We start from the raw sequence: 16,164 nt of genomic DNA, 5'->3' as shown, positions 1-16,164 counted from the left end.
ATCCTTTATCTCGTCGGAGGCACTCCAGTCTGTACGTCGATGGGCAAGGCGCTTGCGCTTTTCCTAGTCATTCGATGAAAACATATATTTTTTATAGTGGTAGCGTATGGACATGATAATTCCAATCGCAAGCATATTCGAAAGCAGCGAGCTTCCCCCGTAGCTGATGAAAGGAAGCGGGATCCCTGTAATCGGAAGCAGTCCAATCGTCATGCCGATGTTCTGGAACACGTGAAAGGCGATCATCGAGATGACACCTACACAAATATAGGAATAGAATGGATTTTTCGTATCCAATCCGACTCTTGTAATCTGATAAATCAATAAGAAAAAGAGACTGATGACGATGCTTCCGCCGATAAACCCGAACTCTTCCCCAAGCGTGCTGAAAATAAAGTCCGAATGGCTTTCCGGCATGTAAACTTCCCTGTTTCCGAATCCTTTTCCGCTCGTCATTCCCGATCCGATCGCAAGGAGCGACTTCACAAGCTGGAAGCCTTCATTCGACTGATACGTGTAAGGGTCAAGCCAGGAATAAATCCGTTTGAATTGGTACTGCTTGACGCCAAGGAACTTTAAATACTGCGGCATTTTGATCGCTATATAGAGGACCGTTCCCCCAAACAGGGAAACACCTGTAAAGATTGGGACAAGCAGCTTCCAAGTGATTCCGGATACGAGAACCATTCCGAGAAAAATAGCCAGGAATACGAGCGAAGTTCCGAGGTCCGGCTGCTTTAAAATAAATGCCACAGGAACCGCTGTAGCAATTCCAAGCTTCACCAATAGCCAAAAGTCCGTTTTCGTCGTTTTATGGATGAATTTCACGTGGTGATCCGTCGCAATTCTGGCCAGCGCCAATATCGTAAATACCTTCATAAATTCCGACGGCTGAATGGCTCCGACTTTTGGAATGAAAAACCAGCTTTGCGCTCCGTTTACTTTCCTCGTAAAATCAATATTTTCCGGTGAAAGAAATAAGATAATAAGCATAACAAGACCGATTCCATATAAATACCAGGAAATCTTTCTCATCTGTTCAGAATCAAATTGTATGACAAAAGCAGCCGCAACCGAGCCTATTGTATACCACATGATCTGCTGCAGGACGAAGTTTTGTTTATATTGGCCTGTTGTCTGGGCGCTGTAAATAATGATTAAGCTTGCGATCATCATTAACATCAAGGTTAAAATGATCCCATAGTCAATTTTGGGTATTTGTTTTCTCTGTGAGGTCATTCCGCTATCTCCTCTTTAATCAAAAAATCACGTTGTAACCATCTTAACATTATACTGAATGATGGATGATTTAAAAAGGAGCAAATTATGTCCATTTCGGATACAGTCAAAAATTGTCATCTTAAAGAAAAGCGCAAGCGCCCTGATTAGCCCCGACAAGCACAAGACGATTCCCGAGGAGGCAGTTCGTAAGCGAACAGGGAAGCGGCTTGGGACCTCGAGGGGCTAGGTGCTGGACGCTGGACATTACATAACCTTTGTTCGAAGAGAAAATTCGGTAAAATTTTATACTTATCTTTTAAAAAGAAAGGCAGCCGCTTGGGCTGCCTCCTTCAATTACTGTAAAAATGTTTGCGGATGTTCCTGCTGCCCCCCGAATAGCGGAGGCTGCGGTACGATTTGATACATGCTGCTGACCATCTGGATGTCTTCCTGCGGAGCAGGGGAAAGCGGGTAGTAGCCCTTTTGGGCCATATATTGCCATACATCGTATGAATGCCTGCTGCTGTTTAGAAAAGCGTTCTCCAGGAAAGTCCTTAATTCAGGGTTGGCGCATTCCAATACGGAGCTTGCATAGTTCTTTGCCGCTGCCTTCTGGTTGAGCAGATAAGCCAAGGCAATTTCACGGTCCGTATGCGTGGTCGCATCCGTTCTTGGGGCTGATGCGCTCACTATTTGCGGCGGCTCCGTGTAATTAGCCAATCTCCCCTTCAACTCATCGGGCTGAAATTTCGTTATATCCGGGGTAGAGGCACTTTGGACAAACTCCACCTTCATGTTGTAGTCAGCGATATGTTTGGGGTAATGCCTTTGGAGCATTGATTTCAGTTCCGGGTCCTGAGCCTGATTGATAAACGCCCCCAGACAAGTGACCGTATTATAACAGCTTGCAATCAATTCTGTCAGATCGCGAAATTCATGCGCAGCCAATTGCATCGTCTTTTCACCTCCATCTGTCTGCTCTTATTTTTGTTTAACGCGCCGGTTTTATTCGTGCGTGTTAAAAAGTCGTGAAGTAGAACACCTTTTGCAAAAAATAAACAACTCGCTGCCCAAAGGTCAGCGGACTTACATTTTCCTTCAGATCGACAGTGAATTGCCCATCTTCGTTCGTCCATTGCCTTTTAAAATAATGGTCCAGCTCTTTTGCAAGCCGGGAATTGACGGGAGTTTCTATATATACGTTTGTTTCAAGATTGAAGTTATCCAGATTTCTTGCGGTGAAATTGGTTGAGCCTCCAGTGATGAGCACTTTGTCTTTTTTCTTAATATACAGGAGCTTCGTATGATATTGTTCCTGCCCTGTGTTGTACCAGCGAATTTTTATTCGGCTGTCCGTTTCTTCATCAAGCTCCTGTGCAACAGGCTTATTTGGGAGGCCCGTTTTTTGGGAACCGAATGCATTTTCATTTGGGTCAAGGATGATTTTTATATGTACCCCTCGCTTATCCGCATCAAGCAGAGCATCGATTACTTTTCTCTCTGCCAAATAAAACATGGAAAGCCATAACTCGTCCCCTTTACCTGTTGAATTGATGGATGATAATGTTTTCTCCAATACCTTTCCTTCCGTAATGAGCTGAACCTTATTGTTCCCTGATGAACTTTCATTGCCGCCGTAGCGGGGAAGCTTCTTGCCTCCCGCAAGATTAGCAGCTGCCTGCTCGGATTCAAGCAAATCCCCGACGATCGGGCCGTCAATCCGGAATCCGATATTCGAATGAAAGGCACTGGCATCATGGGGATTTCCCGACAGGATGAGAGCTGTTTTTTCCGTAGCCACTGTCTTTCGGTGGTTGGCTTTGATATTCAGAAGCTTCAGGTAAGACCGTCCTGTCATGTTGGGCGCATCATCAGCCATGGCATTGGGGAAAATTCCCTTTCCCTCCTGGCCGAACCATTGAAAAAACATTCTCCAGACCGCTGTATACAAAGGGTTTGAATCCCTGAGAGGATCAACGTCAGTCATCAGGACGTCAATCCCATTTTTCTTCAAGTTTTCAAACTGCCAATTTTTGTGGGAATTATAAGAAGTATTGATTTCATCGGTTATAAGAACAATTTGAATATTGGGGTTTTCCCTTTTCTTTGCGATCAATTTTTCAGTAAGGGTGGAGCTGAGCGGCGGGAACTTCTGGTCATGATCGTAATAATCGTTATATAAAAAGAAATCAAGAACAATAAATTCCTCTGCATCCTCTATAGCTTCAAAGACGGCCTTGAACATATGCTGGTCTGTTTTTTCATGATTCCCGTCCTTGTATGTCAAATCATATAAAAAGGAAATGGATCCGTCAGGCACTTGATGCACCTTTCCTTCAAAGGGGACTCCTACCGGAAGAGACTTTGTTGATTCGTAATAGATGACCGAAAAAAACACACATAAAAAAAGGGCCAAAGTGCCGATCAGCCATCTTTTCATTTTCCGCTTTCTCATACAAACCACCCCGGTGAGGACTTATTTACCCTTTACTTTCCCTATCCCGTTTTCACAAAACTTGCTGCCTTCTTTTACCAAAAAAGGAATAGTTTTAATTGCCAGTGACCGGGTAAACATAAGACAAGCAAGCCTTACCACGAAGGGAAGTGAAACGAATGCTTTGGACAATCATTGGTATATTGCTTGTATTATGGATTCTGGGCCTTGTTGCAAAGGTCGGCGGCGCACTCATTCACATTCTGCTCGTTGCGGCTGTCATCATCTTTATCATTAATCTGGTTACGGGGAGAAATAAAACGGGTTAAAACAAAGACCGCTCCGAAAATCGGAGCGGTCTTCCTATTTAAATTTCAGCAGCATATCTGCATGAGGAATTCCCTCGTCCAAGTATACTTCCGAAATTTTCTCAAATCCGAGCGAACCATAAAAAGACAGCAAATATTCCTGGGCCTGAAGCCTGACCACCTTTTCTTTCAGCTCTTCACGAATAAAGTCAAGAGCCCTTTTCATTAATTCAACGGCTAAGCCGCGTCCTCTATATGACTCCTTTACTAATACTCTTCCTATCGATAGTTCCGGATACGCCGTACCTGATGGCAATATTCGCGCATAGGCTGCAATTTCCTTTCCATCGCAGGCATATATATGGTATGAAGACTGATCAAAATTATCAAGCTCCCTGTAGGCACATTGCTGTTCCACAACAAAAATGTCCACGCGCTCCCGCAATATGGCATATAGCTCATTAGTTGTCAATTCATCAAATGTCTTTATTTTCCAATTCATTCGCAATCGTCCCTCTTCATGTCAATTTTTTTGAATGATTATAGCATGATTCTTTTTAGATTTGCGAAGTATTTTTGCCCGCATTTTTGTCCAAGGGCTTTATTTTGATGAGATTCTGGTATATAATTTTGAAAATAACGCCAATTTAAAATCCATCATATTTTTGCTAAAAAAAGCATATTTTACTATGACTGAACGCCTATCAACCTCCCTTCGACATCGTTCAACAGCACTAGGAATAGACCATAAGGCTCATGTTTTCTAATAAAAAGATTGATATAGTAATAGATACAATTACCTGAATACCGCCAATTTTTCTACAGAGGCCATATACTCAAGGACGGTGATCTGACATGACAACATTACTAGATGTAAAAAATTTAAAAACTCATTTCTTTACAAATAAAAAAGTGATACCTGCAGTGGACGGAGTCGACATCAACATTCATAAAGGAGAAACCGTTGCGCTGGTCGGGGAGTCCGGATCCGGAAAAAGCATCACTTCCCTCTCCATTATGAGATTAGTTCCAAGCCCCCCGGGGGAAATCGTAGACGGCAGCATTTTTTTTGACGGGACCGATTTGGCAACGCTTCCAGAAGAAGAGATGTACCGTATCCGCGGAAATGATATATCTATGATATTTCAGGAGCCGATGACCTCTTTAAACCCCGTTTTGACAATCGGCGAGCAAATCACAGAAGTGCTGATCTATCACAAGAAACTATCCAAAAAGGAAGCAGCCAGAAAGGCAATCGACCTGCTGAAAATGGTGGGATTTTCCCGTCCCAAAGAAATGCTTGATGATTATCCGCACAGGCTTTCGGGCGGGATGAGACAACGTGTCATGATTGCCATTGCCATGAGCTGCAATCCGAAGCTGCTCATCGCCGATGAACCTACAACCGCACTGGATGTGACAATCCAGGCTCAAATCCTTGACTTGATGAAAGATTTGAGCAAACAGTTTCATACCTCCATCCTATTAATAACCCATGACCTTGGTGTCGTTTCCGAGATCGCCGACAAAGTACTTGTCATGTATTGCGGTCAAGTTGTAGAGGAAGCTCAGGTTGATGACTTGTTCAATGAACCTTTGCATCCATATACTGTCGGTCTGATGAATTCAATCCCATCCATCGATGATGATGCCGAAAGGCTTGTGGCCATCCAGGGCAACGTTCCCTCACCGGAGCATTATCCGAAAGGGTGCCGTTTTGCCTCCCGCTGCCCGCATGCGTTTGACCGCTGCCTCCAGGAAGTTCCCGGATTGCTGACAGTCGAAAGCTCCCGGTCAGTGCGCTGCTTTTTATATGCAAAAGAGGAGGCCCGATCATGACAACAACCTTGGAAAAGCAGAAAAAACTGAACGAAAATGAAACGGAGTACATGCTCGAAGCCGTTAATTTGGCCAAGCATTTTCCAATCAAATCAGGGATCTTTCAAAGGGCCACCGGGCACATCAAGGCAGTCGACGGCATCTCTCTTTTTGTAAATAAAGGGGAAACATTGGGGATTGTCGGTGAATCGGGCTGCGGCAAGTCGACGGCCGGACGGACATTCATCCGATTGTATGAACCGACTGAAGGAAAAGTCCTTTTTAAAGGCAGGGACATTTCCCATCTGCCTGAAAGTATGCTCGGCCGCACAGTCAGAAAAAATATTCAAATGATTTTTCAGGATCCGTATGCTTCCATGAACCCGCGGAAAACATTGAAATCTATTTTAAGCGAGCCGCTCATTACCCATCATTTATATGACCGAAAAGGCCGCGACGAGAAAATTGCCGAGCTTCTGGAACGTGTCGGTTTCAATCCATCATTCATCAACCGGTATCCGCATGAGTTTTCCGGCGGACAGCGCCAGCGTATCGGGATAGCCCGCGCCCTGGCCCTTCAACCGGAGTTGATTATAGCGGACGAGGCCGTTTCGGCACTGGATGTCTCCATCCAGGCACAGATCATCAACTTAATGGAGGATCTGCAGGAAGAGTTCGGCCTTACTTACATTTTTATATCACATGATTTAAGCGTTGTCCGCCATATAAGTGACCGGGTCGCCGTCATGTACCTGGGAAAAATCATGGAATTTGCAAGAAAAAAAGATTTATATGAGGACCCTCTTCATCCATATACGAAGGCACTCCTATCTGCCGTTCCTGTGCCAAGAAAACGCGGAGTGGAGAAGCGGGAAAGAATTATTTTAAAAGGGGATCTGCCAAGCCCGGCCAACCCGCCTGCAGGCTGTGTCTTCCATACCCGCTGTCCGGCGGCGATGGATGTGTGCAAAGTAGTCACTCCAGAATTCAAAGAGATGAAAAAGGAGCATTATGTTGCCTGCCATTTATACCAGTGAGGGCAGTCGACGACACTTGAAAGGGGTGATTCATGGCGGAGTGGTCAATCGTTCATTTGAATACCAAAAAATTCTTTAATGGGGGGCATGACAATGAGAAAACCGGCTTGGTTAATATTGTGCATGATGCTTGTTCTTTCGTTGTTTCTCGCTGCATGCAGCGGCGGGGATAAAACGGCTACGGACGGGGACAAATCAAAGGAAGAGGATAAAGCGGCCGAAAATAAAGAACCGGTGGATGGCGGAGACCTTGTCATGGGTTATGGCGGCTCACCTACTCTGTTTAACTCGCTTTATTCGGATGATAATGTGAGCGGAGACGTCGAAGATTTGATTTTTGATGGCCTTGTCGGCTCAAATAAGGAGGATTTCACTCCCAACACAGATGAGCTGGCCGAGAGTGTCGAAGAATCCGAGGATGGATTGACATATACAGTGAAATTGAAAGAAGGCATCAAATTCCACGACGGGGAAGATTTGACTGCCGATGATGTCGTTTTCACTTACAACATACCACTGCATAAAGACTATGACGGGCCGCGCAAATCTAATTTCGAAGCATTGGAAAGTGTTGAAAAAGTTGATGACTTAACCGTTAAATTCCATATGAAAAAAAAGGATGCACAATTCCATACTGTCGGCTTGAGCTATAAAATTTTACCGGAGCATATTTTGAAAGACGTCCCTGTGGCCGAACTTGGAGACCATGAATTCAATACAAAAAATCCAATCGGTACGGGCCCATTCAAATTTGTGGAATGGAAGGACGGCGAATACTTAAAAGTTGAAGCCTTCGATGATTACTACCAGGGCCGTCCGCATTTGGATACGATCACACTGAAATTTGTGCCGGATGCAAATGCCATGCTGACACAGCTCCAAAACCGTGACATCGACTTCTGGGACGCCGTTCCGCCTTCAGACATTGAAACGGTGAAATCTTTCCAAGATGAGATTGGAATCAAAGTGGAAGAAGGATTGGCCCTTCAATATAATTTCTTTGCCGGCAACTTAAGAAATGACTTGTTCAAGGATAAAGAGGTGCGCCAGGCGATCACACATGCGATTGACCGCGAGACAATCGTAAATGAAATAGTGGAAGGCTACGGGGAGGTGGCCCATGTTCCGGAAAGCCCATTAAGCTGGGCATATAATGAGGATGTGCCGCATTTTGACTATGATCCGGAAAAAGCGAAGAAAATGCTTGCAGATGCCGGCTGGAAGCCCGGAAGTGACGGCATTCTTGAAAAGGACGGCAAGAAATTCTCATTTGAAGTGAAAACAAACCAAGGAAATAAAGCCAGAGAAGACATTGTTGTATTATTGCAGGAACAGTTGAAGGAAGTGGGCATTGAAGCGAAGCCGAAGGTTGTGGAGTTCAGCTCACTGATTGCGGATATTGATCCGGGAGTCTGGAATTTTGACGCAATCGTCCTTGGCTGGTCGCTTGCTACAGATCCGGACCCAAGCGGGATTTACCACACGAAAGAAATTGAGAAAGGGCTCAACTTTACAGGCTATTCGAATCCGGAGCTTGATAAATTGATGGATGAGCAGCTTCAAGAGTTAGACCAGGAAAAACGGAAAGAAATGCTCGGTGAAATCCAGAAAAAGCTCGCAGAAGACCAGCCGTACACTTACCTTTATTATCCGACCGAGTTCCGGGCAATGCCTGCTGAATTGGAAGGGTATGAATTCCACGCAAAAAATACGATTTACAAGCCTCACCAGTGGTGGCTGAACAAATAACAGGCATGCCCGACGATATGGGGAATGGACGCCATTTCCCATATCGTTCTATTATAAAATGCATCAGCAGCGGAAGGAGCATAGTGAATGATTTCTTATATTATTCGGCGGGTTCTCATGGCAATCCCTTTATTGCTCGGGATCACCATTCTATCATTTGCCATTATCAAAGCCGCTCCCGGAGGGCCGACATCTTTGTTGATGGATCCGAGCACAAAGCCGGAGGACAGGGCAAAGCTTGAAGAAAAATATGGTTTGAATGACCCTCTTTATGTTCAGTATGGGAAATGGCTTGGGAATATGGCCAAGGGGGACTTTGGTACGTCTTTGATCCGGAGGGGTGTCCCAGTCAGCGAAATGGTTTTAAACAGGCTTCCAAATACCCTGTTGCTTATGGCAACCTCCACCATATTAGCATTCCTCATTGCCGTGCCGCTCGGTATTTTTTCCGCTATGAGACCGTATACCAAACTGGATTATACAGTCACAGTCGGCTCTTTTCTTGGCGTAGCCACTCCAAATTTTTGGCTTGGAATCATGTTGATTATTATTTTTGGTGTACAGCTTGGGTGGTTTCCTACAGGCGGGGTCGCAACGCTGAACGCCCCATTTAGCATATGGGACAGGCTTCACCATCTGATCATGCCTGCCTTTGTATTGGCCGCTGCAGATATGGCCGCTTTGACCCGCTACACGCGTTCCAGTATGATGGAGGTCTTGCAGCAGGATTATATCCGGACGGCCAAATCGAAAGGGTTCAAAGAACGAACAGTAGTGTTGAAGCATGGGTTACGCAACGGAATGATTCCAATTATCACCATGTTTGGCCTGATGCTCCCGAATTTCATTGCAGGAGCGGCCATCACCGAATCGGTTTTCAGCTGGCCGGGCATCGGGAGATTATTTATTGAATCTGCGTTTACTCGTGATTACCCTGTTATCATGGCAGTGACTGTCTTGACAGCTGTATTTGTCGTCATCGGAAACTTATTGGCGGATATTTTATATGCTATTTTTGATCCGCGGATTGAGTATTAAGGGGGGAATGATATGGCACAAATAAACTATGAACCGGCATACAACAACTTGAATATGAACCCCGAAATCAAAGAAAAACCGGAAACACTCACCAGAATATTCATCCGCAAATTTATAAAAAACAAATTGGCCGTATTCGGCGCGATCGTCCTTTTTATCATCATACTTTCCGCGCTGCTCGCTCCCTGGATTGCCCCGTATGATCCCGGAGCGACCAGCCTGGCCAATAAGCTGGCGCCTCCCAGTTCAGAAAATTGGCTTGGCACAGATCGATTCGGGCGCGACATCTTTTCCCGACTTTTGTATGGGGGAAGAATTTCCCTTCTTGTGGGTTTTGGATCCGTAGCGGGGGCCTTGATCATAGGAACAACTATCGGCGCCATTGCCGGCTATTACGGTGGACTGGTTGATGCATTATTAATGAGATTTGTCGATATCATTATTTCCATTCCATCGATATTCCTGCTAATTACGATCGTGACGATTTTTCAGCCAAGCGTGAACAAGCTCATCCTTGTAATGGCCATCACCTCATGGACCACCACTGCCAGAATTGTACGGGGGGAATTTTTAACATTAAGAACGAGGGAGTTTGTGCTCGCCTCGAGGACGATTGGGACAAGGCCCGTAAAAATCATCTTTAGCCATATATTGCCGAATGCCATGGGCCCTATTATTGTTACAGCCACCTTGCTTGTCGGTACTGTCATCCTGACAGAAGCCGCTTTAAGCTATCTGGGGCTCGGCGTCCAGCCGCCTACACCGAGCTGGGGAAATATGCTGGAGGATGCCCAGAACTTTACCGTTCTGCTGAAAGCGCCATGGTACCCCGCATTTCCGGGACTGTTGATCTTAATTACGGTCCTGTGCTTTAACTTTGTGGGAGACGGTTTAAGGGATGCTTTGGACCCGAAGGGGGATTAGAAAAGCGGAGGTGCCTGTCCATCGACGTACAGACTGGAGCGACTCCGACGAGATAAAGGAAACACGCAAAGCGAAGCGGAGCGATGTTGACTTATCGTAGGAGGAGGAGTGAAGTCAGCTAGTCGATAGGCACCGAAGCTGGACACTAGAAAAGCGGGGGGCGGCTGATTAGGGGCGACAAGCGCTGGCCGCCTCAAAGCGCCACATCCTCGAAAAAGCTTACGCTTTTCCTTCGTACGATGTAATGCTGCCGTAGCTTTCCTTGTCCTGTGGCTTCGGTGGCACTAGGACGTCCTGTCCGTCGGAGGGCGAGCGGGTGAAGTCGTTCTTTGACTTCATCTGCTTGACCGAAGCGACCTCGAGCCCCTGCCGCCCGGAGCTAGACATTAGAAAGCGAAAGCAGATAGCCGTTAAGACCGTGCCCATTTATATTCATCCAAAGAAAAAAGCCGGGATTAATTACCCTCGGCTTTTTTCTTTTCCGGTTCTTGTGTCTTGCCCTTATTTATGGAAGGCTCTGTCTGGGCCGGTTCGTTTTTTTCCAGATCACTTACATCTGTTCCCATGCCTCTTAAAAATTCCAGAAGCATAGTGATCGAACGGTTGATTTCAGGATCTCTTAATGCACGCGCCATGCCAAGATAGCTTGTTTTTTCCGATTCTTTATCTTCTATCTCCGCAACTCTCGCGATTCCTGCATTTAATTTTAATAAAATCGGTTCCAGCTGGGTCACGTTGATCATTCCGATTGTCCCCAAAAGCAGAAGGAGGTTTTTAAGGGAATTTTTATTTTCAGGCATGTTCGCTAAGTTAACCGCAATGTCCATGACCTTATCACCTTGTCCCAGCAGCCCTTTGGCTATATCGAGAATCCCCCTATGTTTCAGGTGGCCGATGACTTCCAAAACGTCCAATATCGAGTCCTTATTGGCCAAAAGGGCATCTTCGATTTCCATCATATCCTGCCTTCTTTGAGCTTCCTCATCCATTGGCTTGAATTGAATGTTTTTAATTGGTTCAGCCATTCGTCTTCAGCCCCTTCCTTTTTACAAGGTCACCAGGAAAGACATAGTCGTGCCTTGCCCATTTTCTCTCGACCTCCACACCTTTTTGTGGATTCGGATTTCCAAAACGGTGATTGATTCTTGGAAGCGGGTCTTCCCCCTTCTCCTCGACTATTTCCATTTTGACCATGATATCTTTATATGCCGGGGTATCCGTATCTTTATCGGCGAAACTGCTCGTCAACAGGTTGATAGCCGCATTTCCTGCATCATTCATCGGAAGGTATACTTCCTTACCTTTCACGCGGTCCGTCACATGGCATTTGACGACCGCCTGGCCATACGGAGATATAAGCCTGACAAGAGTTCCGCTGACCAATCTTCTTTCTTTCGCAAGCTCGGGGGAAACTTCAAGGAAAACACTTGGCGTTTTTGAAGATATCCCCTTGGAGCGGTATGTGAGATTCCCTTCATGAAAGTGTTCCAGCAAGCGCCCGTTGTTAAGATGGATGTCGTATTTCTCCTCATACTCAAGCGGCGTTGTCCATTTGACCGGGAACAGCCTCGCTTTTTTATCCGGGAACGGGAAACCGTCTGTGAAAAGAAGCGGTGAATCCGTGCCGTCTTCTTTTACAGGCCATTGAAGCGTGTTATACCCTTCAAGCAATTCATACCTTACCCCTGCAAACAGAGGTGCAAGCTTTGCCGCTTCTTCCATGATTTCGCTCGGATGTTCATATTTCCAATCAGCACCAAGTTTGTTGGCAATGGCCATGATGATTTGCCAGTCGGGCTTTGAATCACCAAGCGGTTCAAATACCTGATAAAGCCGTTGGAAACGCCTTTCCGTGTTTGTAAAAGTCCCTTCTTTTTCAAGGCTTGGAGAAGCAGGCAAAATGACATCGGCGTATTCGGCTGTTTTTGAAAAGAAAATATCCTGGACAACGAAGAAATCAAGTTTTTCAAACCCTGCCCTGACGTAGTTGACGTTGGAATCGACAAGGGCCATTTCTTCACCCTTTAAATACAAGGCCCTTAGTGTGCCGTCATGCATCGCATCAACCATATCATGGTTGTTTAATCCCGGATGCTCAGGAACTTCTGTGCCCCAGGCTTCGGAATATTTGGCCCGCACTTCCTTGTCAGCCACTTTTTCATAACCCGGGAATCTGTCCGGCATGCTGCCAAAATCGCTTGCTCCCTGCACATTATTGTGGCCGCGGAGCGGATAGGAGCCGGTTCCCGGACGTCCGTAATTTCCTGTCACAAGCAAAAGGTTGGAAATCGCTGTGCTCGTATCGCTTCCGCCCATCTGCTGTGTAACACCCATCGCCCAAAGCACTGCCAGGCTTTCAGAGCCGTGGATCATTTCAGCAATTCGGATCATGTCGTCTCTGGAAATCCCTGTTACCTGTTCGGCATGTTCCAATGTAAATTCTTCCAGGCTTTTATAGTATTCATCAAAGCCATTCACTTTTTCATCGATAAAATCCTTATCCGCCCAGCCTTGGTCAATGATATATTTTGTTACGGCCGACAGCCATACGAGATCCGAGGACGGTTCCGGTTTAATGAACAGATCAGCCCTTTGGGCCATCTCATGTTCTCTCAGATCGGAAACAACAAGTTTTTGCCCTTTTAGCTTATGTGAGCGCTTGACCCTTGTGGCCAATACAGGATGTGACTCGGCGGTGTTTGATCCGATGATCAGCACCATTTCCGCCTGCTCGATATCCGTGATGGAGCCGGAGTCCCCGCCATAGCCAACTGTCCGGAATAATCCCATCGTGGCAGGAGACTGGCAGTACCTTGAGCAGTTGTCGATATTGTTTGTTCCGATGACACCTCTGGCCAGCTTCTGCATTAAATAGGACTCTTCATTTGTACATTTGGAAGAACTGATAAAACCCAACGCATGAGGGCCGGATTCCTCCTTGATTTCGGTCATTTTTTTGGCGATCAGGTCAAGGGCCTCGTCCCACTCCGCTTCGCGGAACACCTCTCCTTCACGGATGAGGGGTTTCGTCAGACGGTCTTCGCTGTTGACAAAATCCCAGCCGAATTTTCCTTTGACGCATGTGGAGATGCCATTGGCCGGCGCCTCGGCATTCGGCTCCACTTTTAAAATCTTTCTGCCTTTGGTCCAAATGTCGAAGCTGCAGCCTACACCGCAATAGGTACAGACTGTTTTCGTCTTTTTGATCCGTTCTTCCCTCATGGCGGCTTCCATATCCGAAATGGCAAGGATTGAGCCGTAACCCGTTTCTATATCCTTTGTCAAGTCAATCATCGGACGCAAAGTTTCCCGCTTGAGTCCGGTCAAATATCCGGCTTCTCCGAGCATCCCTTTTTCCATCATGGCATTGCACGGACAGACTGTTGAGCAATGTCCGCATGAAACGCAGGATGATTCGTTGATGGGAACATCATTGTCCCAGATGACCCGCGGATGCTCCCTTTCCCAATCAATCGAAAGCGTTTCGGTCACCTGCACGTTTTGGCATGCCTCCACGCAGCGGCCGCATAGGATGCACTGGTCGGGGTCATACCGGTAAAAAGGGTGGGAGTTGTCCACTTCGTACGGCTTTGGCTCAAAGGGGATGCTTTGGTGGTTGATCTTCATCTCTTTTACAGTGTTATGTACCTCGCAAGTGCCATTATTGTAATCGCAGACAGTGCAATACAACTCGTGATTGTGCAAAATTTGATCCATCGCAATGACCTGTGCTTCTTTGACTTCTTTCGTTCCCGTCTCTACGATATCACCGCTTTTAATCTCCGTTGAGCAGGAACGGACGAACTCTCCGTTCACCTTCACAATACAAGTGTCGCAAGTTTCAATCGCACCCAGGCTCGGGTGAAAACAAACATCCGGAACAGAAACATCAAGCGCTTTCAATGTTTCCATAACGGTGCCCGTTCCTTTAACCTTTATCCGTTCACCATCAATCGTCACCTTATATTCCGATGCCAAATCCAACTCTCCCTTCCTAATCATTTGAAAGTTCTGATTACAATAAAGTCTACCATTTAAAGGTGTATTTTTCAAAGAAACGTTAATGGGTCACATACAGATTTACCCTTTTCAGTTGGTTATAAACAATAAAAAAAGGAGCCTCCCCCCACTTTTGCAAATGGAGAAAAACCCCCTTAACCCCGCAATTCCAATAAGTCTTCTGCCTGGCTTTCACTTATATCTTTGATTAAAGACAGTTCGCTTCCAACCAACCGCTTTGCATTGTTAAGCATCTGTTTTTCGCTGCCGTTAAGCGGTTTTTCCTTATTCCGGTACAAGAGGTCACTCACCACTTCAAGGCCGGCCTCAAACTCTCCCGTCTTGATTTTCTCCATGTTTGAACTGTACCTTTGTTTCCATGGCAGTGTGCAATCAAACTCGGCATGATAATAATCCTGGAGTATTTCCTTAGCTGCCTGTTGATCTACAATTAAGCGCAAACCGGCTTTTGATGCTTTTTTCAAAGGCAGCATTACATCCATATGACTGCTGGGAATGGTGATTAAACAATAGCTTTCCATTTCCCCGCGAAAATCTTTCTCCTCAATGGCTGTCACAATACCTGCTCCGTGCATCGGATAAAAAACTTTATCACCTACTTGGAACAAATTGTCCACCTCCAAATTTACTCACATGTTAATTATATCACAAATAAGTAAAATTGGAAAATTTATATATTTTAACATCCATTATATGTTCAGTCAATACTTTTTTGGAAAAAATGGCGGTTTTTTTGGACAAAACATGCATTTTGTTACATTAATAAAAGACCAAAAAAAGCTCCCTTCTTTTAAGGAAGCCTTTCTGCATACTTCTCTATAGTTTCCGCTATTTCTTTCAATGGAATAGGCGGCTTTTTCTTCACAATTGCAAGGGCAAATTCTTCCGCCCCTTCCTCATCGATCCTCAAGCGGTAGCCATTCACCCATAAAAACTGATATAACGCGGCAAATCCTGTGCCCTTATTCCCGACGGCGAAAGCGTGATTCTTGGCGATACTTTCAAACAACGCAGCGGCTTTCAGCCAAATGGTCGGATAAGCGTCTTCACCAAACGCGCTTTGTTTCGGCCGGTTCACCGCACTATTTAACAAACTCGGCTCTTTAACCCGGATTTCTTCTGTTGGCGTATATTGTTTAACGACCATTGCATTGATGAATATGATTTCTTTTTCCGTTAAGAACCTGACTTCGTCCAATTCATTTATCCGCCAAATTTCTTAAAGTATTATCATAATCATTAAAGAGTTGTTTCATGCCATCAAGAAACTTTTGGTCGATTCCTTCTAATCCTTCAAAATCCAGGTGCTCATTTTTTTTCAAATAGATTCTGCCGTCCTTTTCTAAATACAGGGAAACGTCATCCCCTCTTTTTACACCCATATGTTCTAATGCTTCAGTTGGAAGGGTTACACCATTGCTATTTCCCATCTGCGTTATTTTAAAATGGCTTTTTTCTCAGCAGTTGTTTTTTTGATTTTAGGTTCAATATAATTACATCATCATTATCCTGAAATTCCAAATCAGTTAGTTCATCATTATCATTTTTTTAAATCAAACTTTTTCTAATTTTATCTAAAATATCTTCTATATCATTGTAAGTGTAACGGCGCGCC

15 protein-coding genes are annotated in these 16,164 nt (G+C 45.3%); 6 read left to right on the top strand and 9 right to left on the bottom strand.

The genetic code is table 11. The annotated features are described in order from the left end of the window. Positions 1 to 63 precede the first annotated feature (63 nt). The 3 genes from rodA to FS666_RS08095 all read right to left on the bottom strand — a co-directional run bounded on the left by rodA (position 64) and on the right by FS666_RS08095 (position 3,676). Positions 64 to 1,239 (bottom strand): rod shape-determining protein RodA, encoded by a 1,176-nt coding sequence (gene rodA, locus FS666_RS08105; protein WP_120070950.1) that lies wholly within the window; start codon positions 1,237 to 1,239, stop codon positions 64 to 66. A gap of 336 nt (positions 1,240 to 1,575) precedes the next feature. Beyond that, positions 1,576 to 2,175: a spore coat protein gene (locus tag FS666_RS08100; protein WP_120070953.1), complete on the bottom strand. Its 600-nt coding sequence runs from the start codon at positions 2,173 to 2,175 to the stop codon at positions 1,576 to 1,578. A gap of 64 nt (positions 2,176 to 2,239) precedes the next feature. Further along, positions 2,240 to 3,676 (bottom strand): phospholipase D family protein, encoded by a 1,437-nt coding sequence (locus FS666_RS08095; RefSeq protein WP_120070957.1) that lies wholly within the window; start codon positions 3,674 to 3,676, stop codon positions 2,240 to 2,242. 158 nt (positions 3,677 to 3,834) lie between these two features. Between FS666_RS08095 and FS666_RS08090 the strand changes: the two genes are divergently transcribed. After that, positions 3,835 to 3,984 (top strand): lmo0937 family membrane protein, encoded by a 150-nt coding sequence (locus FS666_RS08090; protein WP_120070960.1) that lies wholly within the window; start codon positions 3,835 to 3,837, stop codon positions 3,982 to 3,984. Positions 3,985 to 4,018: 34 nt separating this feature from the next. Here FS666_RS08090 and FS666_RS08085 read toward each other — a convergent pair whose 3' ends face one another. Then, positions 4,019 to 4,465 carry a GNAT family N-acetyltransferase gene (locus FS666_RS08085; protein WP_120070963.1) on the bottom strand — a complete coding sequence of 149 codons (447 nt, stop codon included), beginning with the start codon at positions 4,463 to 4,465 and terminating at the stop codon, positions 4,019 to 4,021. Positions 4,466 to 4,818: 353 nt separating this feature from the next. Between FS666_RS08085 and FS666_RS08080 the strand changes: the two genes are divergently transcribed. From FS666_RS08080 to opp4C, 5 genes are all read left to right on the top strand, one after another. Continuing rightward, positions 4,819 to 5,802, top strand: coding sequence for an ABC transporter ATP-binding protein (locus tag FS666_RS08080; RefSeq protein ID WP_120070966.1), 984 nt, complete (start codon positions 4,819 to 4,821; stop codon positions 5,800 to 5,802). After that, entirely contained in the window at positions 5,799 to 6,818 is a 1,020-nt protein-coding gene (locus FS666_RS08075; RefSeq protein WP_120070969.1) for an ABC transporter ATP-binding protein, read from the top strand. The genes FS666_RS08080 and FS666_RS08075 overlap by 4 nt, the downstream gene beginning before the upstream one ends. A gap of 87 nt (positions 6,819 to 6,905) precedes the next feature. Next, positions 6,906 to 8,567 (top strand): peptide-binding protein, encoded by a 1,662-nt coding sequence (locus FS666_RS08070; RefSeq protein ID WP_120070972.1) that lies wholly within the window; start codon positions 6,906 to 6,908, stop codon positions 8,565 to 8,567. An 87-nt stretch (positions 8,568 to 8,654) separates the two neighbouring features. Continuing rightward, positions 8,655 to 9,605 (top strand): ABC transporter permease, encoded by a 951-nt coding sequence (locus FS666_RS08065; RefSeq protein WP_120070976.1) that lies wholly within the window; start codon positions 8,655 to 8,657, stop codon positions 9,603 to 9,605. 12 nt (positions 9,606 to 9,617) lie between these two features. After that, a complete protein-coding gene (gene opp4C, locus FS666_RS08060; protein WP_120070979.1) occupies positions 9,618 to 10,529 on the top strand; it encodes an oligopeptide ABC transporter permease in 912 nt (303 codons plus the stop codon). Positions 10,530 to 10,984: 455 nt separating this feature from the next. On the opposite strand, the gene FS666_RS08055 is transcribed toward opp4C, so the two are convergent. The 5 genes from FS666_RS08055 to FS666_RS08035 all read right to left on the bottom strand — a co-directional run bounded on the left by FS666_RS08055 (position 10,985) and on the right by FS666_RS08035 (position 15,979). Next, positions 10,985 to 11,554 (bottom strand): helical membrane plugin domain-containing protein, encoded by a 570-nt coding sequence (locus tag FS666_RS08055; RefSeq protein WP_120070985.1) that lies wholly within the window; start codon positions 11,552 to 11,554, stop codon positions 10,985 to 10,987. Next, the gene (gene fdhF, locus FS666_RS08050) at positions 11,547 to 14,507 is read right to left on the bottom strand and encodes a formate dehydrogenase subunit alpha (RefSeq protein ID WP_244943876.1); all 2,961 of its coding nucleotides are present in this window, start codon (positions 14,505 to 14,507) and stop codon (positions 11,547 to 11,549) included. The genes FS666_RS08055 and fdhF overlap by 8 nt, the downstream gene beginning before the upstream one ends. A gap of 176 nt (positions 14,508 to 14,683) precedes the next feature. After that, entirely contained in the window at positions 14,684 to 15,157 is a 474-nt protein-coding gene (locus FS666_RS08045) for a CarD family transcriptional regulator (protein WP_144461309.1), read from the bottom strand. A 182-nt stretch (positions 15,158 to 15,339) separates the two neighbouring features. Further along, positions 15,340 to 15,747 carry a type II toxin-antitoxin system death-on-curing family toxin gene (locus tag FS666_RS08040; protein ID WP_144461308.1) on the bottom strand — a complete coding sequence of 136 codons (408 nt, stop codon included), beginning with the start codon at positions 15,745 to 15,747 and terminating at the stop codon, positions 15,340 to 15,342. Position 15,748: 1 nt separating this feature from the next. Continuing rightward, positions 15,749 to 15,979 (bottom strand): AbrB/MazE/SpoVT family DNA-binding domain-containing protein, encoded by a 231-nt coding sequence (locus tag FS666_RS08035; protein WP_144461307.1) that lies wholly within the window; start codon positions 15,977 to 15,979, stop codon positions 15,749 to 15,751. Positions 15,980 to 16,164 lie beyond the last annotated feature (185 nt).

It is taken from the genome of Siminovitchia fortis, assembly GCF_007681465.1.
GTDB classification, from domain to species: Bacteria; Bacillota; Bacilli; order Bacillales; family Bacillaceae_C; genus Siminovitchia; species Siminovitchia fortis.
Note: the sequence above shows the minus strand (reverse complement) of the source record. Positions and strands in the feature narration are given on the sequence as shown.